The sequence below is a fragment of the Ammoniphilus soli genome (assembly GCF_040813775.1).
Window position 1 is genome coordinate 200,647 of sequence record NZ_JBEGDL010000012.1, and the last position, 13,220, is coordinate 213,866.

General features: G+C 47.0%; 9 protein-coding genes and 1 riboswitch. Of the genes, 1 reads left to right on the plus strand and 8 read right to left on the minus strand.

Annotation, left to right across the window (positions count from 1 at the left end; genetic code table 11):
• Nucleotides 1–16: 16 nt before the first annotated feature.
• From ABLT31_RS22100 to ABLT31_RS22135, 8 genes are all read right to left on the minus strand, one after another.
• On the minus strand, nucleotides 17–2,293 hold the full coding sequence (locus ABLT31_RS22100) for a ribonucleoside-diphosphate reductase subunit alpha (RefSeq protein WP_367755753.1): 2,277 nt from the start codon (nucleotides 2,291–2,293) through the stop codon (nucleotides 17–19).
• A 141-nt stretch (nucleotides 2,294–2,434) separates the two neighbouring features.
• Nucleotides 2,435–2,626, minus strand: a riboswitch (cobalamin riboswitch).
• 50 nt (nucleotides 2,627–2,676) lie between these two features.
• The gene (locus tag ABLT31_RS22105; RefSeq protein ID WP_367755755.1) at nucleotides 2,677–3,969 is read right to left on the minus strand and encodes a Zn-dependent hydrolase; all 1,293 of its coding nucleotides are present in this window, start codon (nucleotides 3,967–3,969) and stop codon (nucleotides 2,677–2,679) included.
• A gap of 279 nt (nucleotides 3,970–4,248) precedes the next feature.
• Entirely contained in the window at nucleotides 4,249–7,077 is a 2,829-nt protein-coding gene (gene dacB / locus ABLT31_RS22110) for a D-alanyl-D-alanine carboxypeptidase/D-alanyl-D-alanine endopeptidase (RefSeq protein WP_367755757.1), read from the minus strand.
• Nucleotides 7,064–7,795, minus strand: coding sequence for an SIMPL domain-containing protein (locus tag ABLT31_RS22115; RefSeq protein ID WP_367755759.1), 732 nt, complete (start codon nucleotides 7,793–7,795; stop codon nucleotides 7,064–7,066). The genes dacB and ABLT31_RS22115 overlap by 14 nt, the downstream gene beginning before the upstream one ends.
• A gap of 111 nt (nucleotides 7,796–7,906) precedes the next feature.
• Nucleotides 7,907–8,680, minus strand: coding sequence for an FUSC family protein (locus ABLT31_RS22120; RefSeq protein WP_367755761.1), 774 nt, complete (start codon nucleotides 8,678–8,680; stop codon nucleotides 7,907–7,909).
• A gap of 228 nt (nucleotides 8,681–8,908) precedes the next feature.
• Nucleotides 8,909–9,277: a hypothetical protein gene (locus ABLT31_RS22125; protein ID WP_367755763.1), complete on the minus strand. Its 369-nt coding sequence runs from the start codon at nucleotides 9,275–9,277 to the stop codon at nucleotides 8,909–8,911.
• Nucleotides 9,278–9,392: 115 nt separating this feature from the next.
• On the minus strand, nucleotides 9,393–11,216 hold the full coding sequence (locus ABLT31_RS22130; RefSeq protein WP_367755765.1) for a PAS domain S-box protein: 1,824 nt from the start codon (nucleotides 11,214–11,216) through the stop codon (nucleotides 9,393–9,395).
• Nucleotides 11,217–11,334: 118 nt separating this feature from the next.
• Nucleotides 11,335–12,096 (minus strand): M15 family metallopeptidase, encoded by a 762-nt coding sequence (locus tag ABLT31_RS22135; protein WP_367755767.1) that lies wholly within the window; start codon nucleotides 12,094–12,096, stop codon nucleotides 11,335–11,337.
• A gap of 260 nt (nucleotides 12,097–12,356) precedes the next feature.
• Between ABLT31_RS22135 and ABLT31_RS22140 the strand changes: the two genes are divergently transcribed.
• A complete protein-coding gene (locus ABLT31_RS22140; protein WP_367755769.1) occupies nucleotides 12,357–12,995 on the plus strand; it encodes a MetQ/NlpA family ABC transporter substrate-binding protein in 639 nt (212 codons plus the stop codon).
• Nucleotides 12,996–13,220 lie beyond the last annotated feature (225 nt).

Sequence of the window (13,220 nt, forward strand, 5' to 3'; positions counted from 1 at the left end):
TTCATCCATCCTTTCTTTACGCTGAGCAGCTTACGCACTCTTCTATTTCCAATGATTTGGAACGCACGTAGTATACGGTTTTCACGCCTGACCTCCACGCTTCATAGTACAGATTGAAGACTTGGCGCAAACTCGTTTCTTCCGGGTTAATGTATAAGTTGAAAGATTGGCCTTGGTCGATGTACTTCTGGCGAATCGCATTCGCAGAAATCGAATAGCCCTGGTCGATTCGGTGAGCTTCTTTATACAGCCAAAAATTTTCGGAGGATAAATCGGGCGCCGTTTGCGGAATCGTCAATCCCTTCTTTTCCTCCAGCCAATACTTATCCATGATCGGATCGATGGTGGCGCTCGTTCCTGCAATGACCGATGTGGAACCCGTCGGCGCGATCGCCATCAGATAGGCGTTCCGCACCCCATAGGCTTGCACATGCCTCTTTAGCTCATCCCAATCCAGTCCATCTTGCCATCCGGATAATCCCCTCTTATCGAAGTAAGCGCCCGTTTGCCAATCGCTTCCTTCAAAACCAGGGTAGGCGCCGCGCTCCTTTGCTAATTCCATACTCGCCTGGATGGCATAATACGACCACTTGGCAAAATACTCATCCGCCCATCTCATATGCTCATCGCTTTCCCATGCGATTCCAAGCAGCGTCAGGGCATGGTGATATCCCATGGATCCCAATCCGACCGCCCGATATTTCTTATTCGTGATTTCAGCCGCTTTCAACGGATATTCGTTCTGATCAATGACGGCATCCATGGCTCTGATCTGCGCAAAGACCACTTCCTTCAGTTCCTCTTCCTTCAAGTTCCGGCTTATGACGGTGGAGGATAAATTGCAGGTCACAAAATCTCCCGCTTTAACCTTGGTTACGATCACCTCATCCCCGTCTGCCGTTTCAGCATGGGTTTCCAGATACTCTCCTGCACTCATATTCTGCAAAATCTCGGTGCATAAGTTGGAAGAGCGGATCATCCCCAGGTGAGCATTCGGATTCATCCGGTTGACATGATCCCGGTTCATGATAAACGGGGTGCCGGTTTCCAGCTGGGACGTCAGCATCAGTTTGACCAGCTCCTTGATTTTCACTTCCGTGCGCCGCAAGCTTTTATTGCGGATGCAAGCCTGGTACTTCTTCTCCCACTCTTCGCCCCATGTGTCCTCCAATCGAAATCCCATATGCCGCTCGACTTCATGAGGGCAAAACAGATGCCAAAGCTGATCCATGTTTTCTCCCGCTGCACGCCAAAACAGGTCCGGAACGCATAATCCCAGGAAAACATCATGGGCTTTCGCCCGGTCGTCCCCGCTATTCGTTTTCAGCTTCAGAAACTCCAGGAGGTCCGCATGCCACATATCCGTCCATACGCACACGCTGCCGCTTCGCTGGCCCAATTGGTCGACGGAAGTGGCGGTATCATTCGCCAAGCGGATCCAAGGGATAATTCCGCCGCTGGTATTCTTATGGCCCCGGATATCGGATCCCCTTGCCCTGACCTTGCCGAAATAAAGCCCCATTCCCCCGCCGTTTTTGGATACCTCGGCAAAATGGGATACGCTGGAGTAAATCCCTTTGAGGCTATCGTCCACGGTATCAATGAAGCAGCTGGATAACTGATGGTGTACCTTTCTTGCCCCGCTCATCGTCGGAGTGGCAAAGGTGAACCGCAGCGCGGAAGACAGATCATAGTAGGTTTTTGCCCACTCCATCTTATCCTCCTCCGTTCTTTCGGATAAGGCCAAATGCATGGCAATGCCCATGAACATTTCTTGCGGCAGCTCCAGGATTTCCCGGTCATATCCCCTGATCACATAGCGGTCCAGAATCATCTTTAACCCGCTATAACTGAACAGGTAGTCTCTTTCCGGGCGAATATAGCGCCCCAATTCCTCTATCTCCTCACGGGTATAACCCTCGATGATGTACGAGCCAACCAATCTTTGTTCCGTCATATTCTGGATCAGCTCAAAAAAATCGCCATACCCGAACGTGCTGTAGCCGCGATTCAGACTGGCTTCCTTGTAGGCATCATAAGCGAGAAGCTTTCCTGCTACCTGCTGCCATTTCGGTTCGCTGATCGAAGTCAGCTCAACCGCCGTCTGGATCAGGGTCTTTTGGATTTGCCGCGTGGACATCTGGTCCTTCAGCTGAATTTCTACTTCCTTGACCAAACGCTCTGGGGTATAGCCTTCATGCTCCAGCTCTCCGCACGCAAACTGGGCTACGACTTTAAGCTTTTCAATATCCAAGGAATTTGCCGTTCCGTTTCGTTTGATGATCGTGATCATGAATTCCTCCTGAAGATGATTTTGATTTTAAACGCAAAAAAAGCACTTCTCCCCAATAAAGGGAAGAAATGCTTCACTGCACGAGAATAACCCCATGAAAATGTCCATTTCAACACCTCCCTAGGCTCCCGTAGGTTCGTCGCGTCAAACGTGAAACAGGCAGGTCTCCTGACTTAAAGATCATCATTCTTATCCGCCTTCCCAATCCTTATGGATCAGTGGCATTGAGGATAGGAACTCCCTTATCACAGTGGCGGGTCCGTGTCGGATTATTCACCGAACTTCCCTTTTCATCCTTGATTATCCTCAAGGAACCTATTCACACAAGATATGTAATTCAATTGAACTTTACACCTATATATAGGTTGTGTCAAGGGGAGGGTTTATTTTTTCGCTAACTCCCACAATGCATCTCTCATCACCAGCATCCCGTTCACGCAATCCGGCAAGGATGTCCACTCCTCCGGAGAATGGCTTTTCCCGTGGAAAGAAGGAACAAAAATCATGCCGGATGGGACATGTTTTCCTATGATCATGGCATCATGCCCGGCTCCGCTTGGCAAAGTTCGTGCAGGCAGTCCATTTCGCTCAGCTGCCGCTGCAACGGCGCTTTGGATCCAGTCGGGGACCAGGACAGGAGGAATGGAAATAATGTGATCGATTTCTACTTGCAGTCCGCGTTTCTGTGCGGTTTCCTGAGCCAGCTCGATAATCGCCTCCAGCATCCGCTCTCTCGTTTCCTCCTGAATGTCTCTCGCATCCACGAAAACTTCCGTTTTCCCCGAAATGATATTCGTGCCGTTGGGGAAGACGTTGAGTTTTCCTACGGTTGCGACGGCTGTCGGGCTAAACATACGGGGAAGCTTTTCTATTCCCAAAATAAATTCAGAAGCTGCCGCAACCGCATCCTTTCTCAGATGCATCGGGGTGTTTCCGGCATGGTCCGTGCTCCCGAGAAACGTAAAGGATTTCCAGGAAGGGCCGGCTATTCCGTTCACGATTCCAATCTTTTTTTCTTCGCTTTCTAGAATTCTCCCCTGCTCAATATGCAGCTCCAAAAAGGCAAAGATGTCTTCCGGGCGGCGGCGGCTTTCAGCGATTCGATTCGGATCATATCCTGCCTCCCTCATCGCCTTCTCTAGGGTAACCCCATCTGCGTCTACAAGTCGGCCTAATTCATTAGGGGTGACTTCCCCCATCATGACCCGGCTGCCAAATAAACCTTTTTCAAACCGAGCCCCTTCTTCATCGACAAACACTGCAAGTTCTATGGTTCGATTCGGCTTTTTTCCTTGCTTGATCAAGGATTCTATCGCCATCAGACTGCTGAGACAGCCTAACGCCCCATCAAACGCTCCGCCATTCGGAACCGTATCTAAATGAGAACCCGTCATTACGACCGGCAGCTCCGGGTTTTCCCCTTCCAAGCGCCCAAACAAATTGCCTACCGTGTCTTCGTAGACGTCAAGCCCCATCTGTTCCATCCAGCTTCGGAATAACTCTTTCACTTGGTTTTCTTCTTTCGCATACGGGTAGCGGGTGATTCCACCTTCCGGAGTGGCTCCGATCGCCGCCATGTCTGCTAGCCTTTCTGCGGCCTCGATTGGATCAATGCCCTCCACCTGTGGGCACTGCTCCAATTCTTCTAACAATCTTTCCTTTGAAAAAACTTGCAACCTGTCCACCTCACTTTTCTTTATCATATCATAAGGTTGGTTTCGAGAAATGATCGAGAAATTTTAATCGTTTTTCGAGAGATTACATTACTTTTTCGAGAAATTCTATGGGTAACGGATAACGGTCCGCGAATGATGTATGCTTATTGTTAAAAATACGGTCATATTTTCTAATTTAATTAAATTACTAACAGTCTAATCTCCCCAACTTCCTCTAAAAATAAAATTCCACCGAAAAAAGCCGGCTTGCAGGAGAAATTTCCTCCCCAAGCCAGCCTCCTACCGATCCCCCACCAACCCCAGCAGGATCGCATCCTGCAAGTCATCCATCACTTGGTCATCCTTCGCATAGCCATTCATCATAATCGAAAAAGACAGCCATTCCCCTTGTTCGGTCATCGCGTAACCCGACAGCGACCGAACGCCTGGCAGCGACCCGGATTGGGCGATAATCCTGCCTTCTGCAGGAGTACCAAGGAGTCGGTTCATAGGTAGAGTGGATCGGAAGAATTCATCCCCCGACATCATGTCCAAAACCGCAAGAACCTGTCGCGGGGAAAGGAGGTTGTACTGCGTAACACCAGAGCCGTCTACCAAAACATAATGGGTATTTAATCCGTATCCCTTCAAGGAATCCGAAATCACTTCAAGACCTTTCTCCGTACTCCCTTCCCCTTTGTACACGGCCCCTAACGTCTTCGTGATCATTTCCGCATAGTAAGGGTTCTGCTCATTATGGAGCTTCCATACGATGTCTTTTACGGAAGGTGAACGAAACTCAGCCACTTTCATCGCATCCAGAGGGACCGAAGCCAACTGGACTTGATACTTAGGAGGCAACGAAATGCCTGCGGATAAAAGCTTTTCTGCCAATACGGTCCCTGTGTACAGAGCCGGTTCATGGACAGGAACTTGAACAGACGCTCCTTTCGCCGAAATCGGAAGATTCCCGGAAACCTGGACCACATTCTCACCGCGAACCTTCTCGATCTTCAAGGTGTTATCCTCCCAAGCGGATACGGTCTTCCCCTTATTAAGGACCTGTATATACTGGGTTCGGGGTTGGAGACTCACTCGGACCGCCTCTCCTTTTTTCGCTGCAGGCAGATAAGCTAATCGAACCGTTCCGCGATCGAGGCCTAGAGTACGAATTTGCGGATGGGAAGCATCACCTTCTTGATCCCAAACCCAACCAAGCGGATAAGGCTGACGATCAAAATAGGTATCATCCACCAGGATGTTTCCCGTGATTTTTTTAATTCCCTTAGCTTTTACATCACCAACCATTTTGTCGACATCTTCAGTGCGAAGAGTAGGATCACCATACCCCTTGATGACCAAATCTCCCTCCAATACACCCGATTTCATCGGACCTGTCGCGTAAAGTTCCGTTTTAAATTGAAAATCTTTTCCGAGCTTGCGAAGGGCGATGCTGCTGGTCAAAAGGCTGACATTGCCGGCCGGGATCAGGAGCTTGTCTGCATTTTTTGCAAATAGCACTTGCTGCCGATCCAAAGACTTCACCATAATGCCTGTAGTGACTCCTTTTACACGGGGATCCTGCAAAAGTGGATTCAAGACTTTATCCAGTGCATAGGATTCCGTCTTTCTTTCCACCGGGGCCGAGGCTGTGGTTGCAGGAGCGGAAGCCAGAGCTTTCAACACTTCATCCTGAAAGTCCCGTCCTTCCTCACTTTTGAGGATGCCATTCAAGAGAATGGAAAAAATGAGCTCATCCCCATTCGAAGCGGTCATATATCCGGACAAACAGCTGACTCCGTTCATCGATCCCGTTTTGGCATAAACCTTTCCTTCCGCAGCTGTCCCTTTTAAGCGGGTCTCTAAGGTGCCATCTACACCGGCAATCGGAAACGATTCTTTGAGGAACCTAGCATAATCTTGTTTGCTGGCATACGCTAGAAGCTTGACCATTTGCTCGGCGCTGATCAAGTTATACCGTGAAAGCCCGGAGCCATCCGCTTGCCGAAAGTCCATCGCAGCTCCTGCCTTTTTCATCACCGCAGCAACGACTTCCAATCCCGCTTGGGTACTTCCCCCGCCGCCTTTTTCCACTCCTAGGGCTTTCAGAAACATCTCCGCATATAAATTATCGCTTTCCTTGTTCAATACCACGGTCAGCTCAGCTAAGGGACGCGAATAATGGGTCCCCACTCTTTCGCTTTCCTTCGGATTCGCTTTACCTTTGACAACTTCCGTTTGCGGATCAAGTCCAATGCCCTTATCCAACAGTTGATGCCTTAACACATTGCCTGCAAAAAGAGCCGGATCTTCCACCGTTCGAGCCTCCCCGTAAACGGCCGCCTGGTTTCCCATGGTTCCTTTTAAAATCAACGTGTTTTGTGCAATCGGTCGATCCACTGTAAACTGTTGAGCAGCCCCTTGTATCACTTCCACATTATTTTGGATCGTCACATAGTCATTTTTCGGACTCATCCTGACCGTTGGAGGTTGGCCGACCGGTTGATCAGGTACGATTTTAAGATCAACCACATTACGGTTCAATGCCAAGGCACTGATTTGCGCACTATAGTCATAAGGCTCATCATCCCACATCCAACCGGAACCCAGCCTCTTCGTATCAAAGTAGGTTTCATCCATGACAAGATTTCCTTGTATGGATTTAACTCCTTTTTCGCTAAGGTGATCCACCAGCTTCTGCAGGTCTTCGACGGTCAAAGAAGGATCCCCGTACCCCTTCAGTACAACGTCCCCTTTTAAGACACCGTTCTTATCGATCCTTCCGTCCACATACATCTCTGTCTTAAAGCGATAATTTCCCCCCAATTGATCCAAAGCTGCAGCGGATACCCATACCTTCATGTTGGAAGCTGGCACGAAGGGCATCTCATGTTGGTAGGTATAAAGATATTTTTCCGACGTCAGGTTATAGACCGCTATTCCTGCACGGATTCCTTTGCTGCTTTCCTTCTGCTCCAGTCCATTGACCAGCCGCTCCAATTGGACAGACAGACCTTGCACACCCGTTTTTTCTGCAAACGCCAGACCAGGATTAACCGCCTGGAATAATACAGCGAGCGCTAAAAAACACGAAAAGAACAAGGCCCGGCTTTTTCTACTCCATCTCATACACAACCTGAACCTCAGCTTGAACCTTTAGCAATCCTTGCGATAGTTCCGTGCTGATGGGAGAAGCCGCCTTAGCCTCGGCCCCCATCATCAAAGGTTGATAAAAGGAAGGCGGTTGACTGCCCATTTCCGTAATCGACACCACGTCTTTGATTTTCTTTCCGGAAGCGGAGGCAAGCACGGAAGCTTTTTTCAGCGCATGATCCATCGCTTTCTGAAGGACCGCTCCCTCATATTCGGCTGCTTTTTCCGTAGCGAACTGAATGTTATCAATCTGATTGGCTCCGGCAACGGTCACGGCATCCAGCACTTCTCCGACCTTCGCTAGATCACGGGACGTTACGCGCAGGATGTGCGTCACCTCAAAGCCTTTGAAAACGCGACGATCCTTTTCCCATTCATAGCGGGGAAAACTGGTAAATTGGATCGTTTGAATATCTTCTTTGGCAATCCCGTTTGCCTGCAGGGCCGATTGAATCTTTGCCATCACCTTGGCAGCCTCGGCTTGGGCTGCCTGACTCGTAGCTCCCTCTGCCCTGACACCGACATTCAAATAAGCAACGTCAGGCTGAATCATCATTTCGCCTTTTCCGGCCACCTGGATCGTATGAGTGGCTGCGGCCACAGCTTGTCCAGCTGGCACCAGAAAAGTGGAGGCTGCGGCGGTCATTCCCACCAACAGGGCTGCAGTTATTAAACTCGATTTTAAACGTTTCATGCCATCATCTCCTTTTATCCTATTATTTCCTTAGACGCAGTCTCATTCATGAGGGTTGCAAAAGCAGGAAACAGATCACCAGAAAAAACGCCTAACCTTCTGTCTCAGCGGTTAGGCGTTTCTTGTGGTTATGTCCCTTCTTTCCTTTGATGCGGATAATAAATATCCCGTTTGAAACAATACTTCCTCTAGCTTTTCTAAGGTTTCTTCATAAACGATCAGCTGATTGATTTGGCTTTCGTTATGCTTTTGATAACGGTAGCCTTGTTTTTGATGATGGATCAGCTCATAGGTCTTATTCAATTCCTTCATCATGGCGGACAAGCGTTGCTTGAGCAGCTTACGGTTTGAACCATCCTTCGCCTCCTCGCCCGAAACCTCCTCAAACAGCTTCTGTGACTGCGCGGATAATCGGCGGCATGACGTTTCGATGTTGTTCGAGAAGTCAGGAGGCCACACCACAAAATTAACAATAGAAGAAAGTATAATACCGATGGAGGTTGTACCGATCCGCGTATAGAAAGCCTCGAAGAAGTGCCCATCCGTAATCGGGATCATGGCCGCGGCAGTGAGCGTGGCTACAATCATCGCATCATGCCAGCGGAAAAGATGACACATATAGATGGTTAATGCCGCAGATAAGGCGTATGTCAGAGGGATTTGTCCGAAGAGGTAATCGAAGAATAGAGCAAAGGCCGCACCCATGGCCGCCGCAGGAAGGCGAATCATTCCTTTTTTGATCGAGGAAGAAAGAGTCGGCTCAATGGTAACAATGGCCGTGATTACCGCAAAAATAACCGGCCATCCTAGCTGTTGACAGACCCAAGCCGTAATAAAAACTGCAATGGCTGTCTTCATAATCCGTTTTCCAAACCATTTGTTCATGATCATCCACCCACGTCGTAATTGTAAGTTGATTCCAATATATCAGAAATATGAAGATAATCAAGGCGATGGTAAATTTTTCTGACTATATTCTGTTCATAAATAAATACTTGGTGAAAGTCACGAAACAAAACGATGGATCCTTCCTCATCAGTGGCATGGAGGAGAGATTATCCGCTTATTTTCAAATATCGATCGAAAAAAGTCATATAAGCGGACTTTCTCCGGTTAACCACCCCGCCTGACCTTCTTCCTTACCCTCTTCCACAGATAGGAAGCGCTCACGAAGACGAGCCAGAAAGCAATAAATCCCCAGATTCCATAGATAAAGTCTAGAAATTCCATATTTCCCCGTTTGGTTACCTTTTGCATGACTTCCAATAGTAAAGCCAGGACCGCCATTACCGTAAAGGTATACAAAAAAGACACCAAAGAGATGTTCCGCTTTGCGATCCATTTAAACAGCCGGTCTACCCCGATGTAGATAAGGAAACCTAGCAAGCCAAACAACCAGAAATGCAGGTCCTTGTCTGTCAGGGGCAAACCGAAAACGTCCGTCAGGTCAACTATGACATCATGTATAAAGTTTACGAGCATCGATAAAAGTTTAATGGCCTGTTCCATATCCTAATCTTACCATAGAAGAGAATTTTGTCATGATTAATATTGTCTATTGAAATAAGGGTGCCCCAGCCTCGGGCACCCTCATATCCTAAATATACATATGCCGAATCGGAAGGATGACTTCAATTGTAGTTCCTTTCCCTACTTCGCTTTTTACCTCAATATCCCCTTGGTGATTTTCAATAATTTTTTTGCTGACCATAAACCCTAGGCCTGTCCCCTTTTCCTTCGTCGTGTAAAAAGGCTGTCCCAGCTTGGAAAGAATGTTTTCCGGAATCCCGCAGCCCTGGTCGGCAATCCGAATAAGAAACCTCTCACTCCCCAGCGCCTTAATTTCCACTTCCACTGTCCCGCCCTTTGACATGGATTCGATGGCATTCTTAATAAAATTAATGAACACCTGCTTTAACTGGTTCTCATCGCATTCGATGAATAGCCCGCCTGGCGGGAAGGCAGTAACGATTTCCACATCTTTCAGGATGGCCTCTGATTCCAATAAAGTCTTGACTTGTTCCACTAAAACGCGGAGATCGCTTTTTTGGAATTTCATCATTTGAGGCTTAGCCAGAAGCAACAGCTCGCTGAGAATCAACTCAATCCGTTCGATCTCGGATTTCATGATATCCAGGTAATGGGTATTATTGCTCTCCCCGTATTTCATAAGCTGGACAAACCCTTTAATGGCGGTAATCGGGTTGCGAATTTCATGAGCGATACCAGCTGCCAGCTCACCGGCGATGGACAACTTTTCAGAGTTTATCAACAGTTCTTCGGCCTTTTTTTGATCCGTAATATCCCTCAAGCAAATGGACCATCCTTTTAAATTCCCTTTCTGATCCAGGATCGGAAAACCGGATACCATGACATGCAAGGGAATGCCATTTTTTCTGATCCTTATCGTTTCATATCCCTTAATGGACTGGCCATTTCGGGTAATTTGAAAATTGAATTCCGCTTCGTGCTTACGCTCTTCCGGCACAATCGGCAGCTGCAGAAGCTTTTGGCCTACAATTTCTGATGCCTTCCAGCCAAAAGTGCTTTCGAAGGCTTCATTCACCCGGACAAGCCGATTTTCCAAGTCAAAAATTAGAATCGGATCCACATGATTATCAATAAAGGACTCTAACTGGACCCTCGTGGCAACGATCTCTTCGAGCACTCGCCTTCGCTCGGTAATGTCCCTTGCCATCCCATAAACGCCGACGACCTGATTTTGCACGCAGATGGGAATGTAAATGACCTCAACGATGAAAGCCATATGGTTAAATCTGCTCTCGAACCGCTGCACTTTTCCGCTTGCCGCTTGCTGAAAGAATGCTTCTGTTTCTAGCAGGTCCTCTTCATAAGTCAAATCGCGAAAATTAAGTTTTTGTTCCAGGAGTTCCTCGGATGATAACCCGAATCGTGTTTTAAAAGACTCGTTAAAAGCCGTATAGTTTCCGTTCAAATCCATGGAGTAGATCAGGTCAGGGTGGAAATCGAAGATGGATTGATATCTTTCCTGAAGTTCCTGCAATCTTTTTTCCGCTATTTTTTGCTTCGTAATATCCTTCAGATGGAAAATGAAAAATAAGGGCTTCTTTTCCTCATCTTTAACCAGAGAAACACTAAGCAGCACCCATACAATGGAGCCCGACTTGTGAAAGAACCGCTGTTCCATCTGATAAGAATCCCGGCTTCCCTGCAAAAGCTGGATCATATATGGCGTATCTCGTTCCAAATCATCGGGATGGGTCAATTGCTGAAAGAAAACACCGCAAACCTCTTCTTCCGAATATCCCAACAAAGAATGAGCAGAAGAATTGGCTTTTATAAGCCGACCATCAGGAGCTACAAGAGCCATTCCAATGGGGGCATATTCAAATGCCTGGACAAATAACGATTGACCCTCAAGCCGTTCTTCGATCAACATGGATCTTCCTCCGCTTTGAATAGTTTCAGATTATTCTTGATAATATCTATTCTATCAAGAAAACTTCACCCACGCCATTCCCTACCTTGATATCATCCAAATAAAGAAAAAGGCCCCCCTATTGTTTTGGGGTGCCCTTCTTGACCGTTAACTCTTTCACATACTCCTCTAAGGTAATTCCTTTTTCGCTGATTTCTTTCGCTGCTTTTTTGCCGACATAACGGATATGCCAAGGCTCATACGAGTAGCCTGTCAACTCTTCTTTTCCCTTGGGATATCGGATGATAAATCCATGCAGGGCGGCATGCTCGGCAAGCCATTTCCCCTCCTTGGTTTCTGCAAAGCTTTCCTCCAATAAGAAGCCCATTTCCGCAGTTGATATATCTATCGCTAATCCGGTTTGATGTTCGCTTTCTCCCGGGCGTGCACTCCACTTCGCTGCCTCTTCCTGACCTAACGCTCTCACATTGCTATGATAAATAGTCTCCTGTATGTCAAAAGATCGATAAGCTGACACCCCTACCAATGCGATCCCATCCTTTTGAGCATGGGCGAATAGCTCTTCGGTGGCCTTTGCCGCTTCTTTTCGCATGAGCTTTTTGGGGCTTGTCCCCTCAAAGGAAAAAGGAATCGCAGGCTCAACCAGATCAGGGGGAGTATAATCCGCGGGCAAGTGATGCTCTTTATTTATAAATAAAACAGGGCTGTCCAGGTTGAAGAAATCGTCCGTTGCCGGAACCGCTGCCGAAACCTTCGGAATCTCCTTTGGAGGTTCAGGACTCTCTATCGCACTTTGGGAATGAGCAGATAGCAAGAACGTTAAGCTTAAACAAGCGATGCCGGACATTAAAATTCTACCCAGCCATTTGGATTCATTCAAGGTCATTCTCTCCTTCTATCCTTTAAAACATCTTTCTTTTTAAGAATAGCATAACAGAAAAAAGGTGTCCGTGACAAAACTTGGCTGCTATAGAATTAAAAACCCAGAAAAATTTGATAAAAATAAAACCTATGTATTTTATAAATAAATTATTAATAGGTTGACAACTTTAGTCTATTAAAGTATTATCGTACTAAATTTATAAGACTTCCCGACATAGACAGAAAGGGAATGACACCTAGAAAAAGGAGAACAGAGAGATGAAAAAGTATGCAAAAATCCTTAGTCTCATCACCGCAAGCGTGATTGCCCTCGCTGGATGCGGAAGCAGCGGAGATCAAGAAGCAGGTGCAGGAAAAGCCGAAGAAAAAACCCATATCAAAGTCGGAGTAACGGCTGGACCGCATGAGCAAATCGTTGAAAAAGTGAAGGAAGTAGCGAAGGAAAAAGAAGGGCTCGATATCGAGATTGTGGTCTTCAATGACTACGTGCTTCCGAACAGAACCTTGCATGAAGGCGAGATCGATGCGAACAGCTTCCAAACGATTCCGTTTTTGGAGAATTTCAATGCAGACCATGGCGCCAACGTCGTTGTTCTTGACAAAACGGTAACATTCCCTATGGGAATTTACTCTGCAAAATATAAGTCTATTGATGAGATTCCGGATGGCGCTACAGTCGGTATTCAAAATGACCCCACTCAGCGCGCAAGAGCCCTTTTCTTATATGAGCAAGCAGGACTTATCAAATTAAAAGCCGATGTGAAGGATCCAACTCCTTTCGATATTGCGGAAAATCCTAAGAACCTCGAATTCAAACTCGAGTTTGACAGCAATACCCTACAATTGTGGATAACGGTTCTTGTCCTTCATGGGATGAGAGCCGTTTTTTGTGGATAATCTGGTGAGTTTGTAGTGTTATGTGTATAACTATGTCGTATTCAAATATAGTTATTTCGTGGTAAAATATAACTACCATGTATATTAAAGTGAACAAACAGAAAAACAAGGACGGCTCACTCCGTCAATATATTCAGGTAGCTCGTTCTTTCCGAGTTAATAAGAAAACCGTTCGCCAAGAAACCCTCTGTACCTTAGGGAGGTTAGAAGATTTACAAGAGGGCG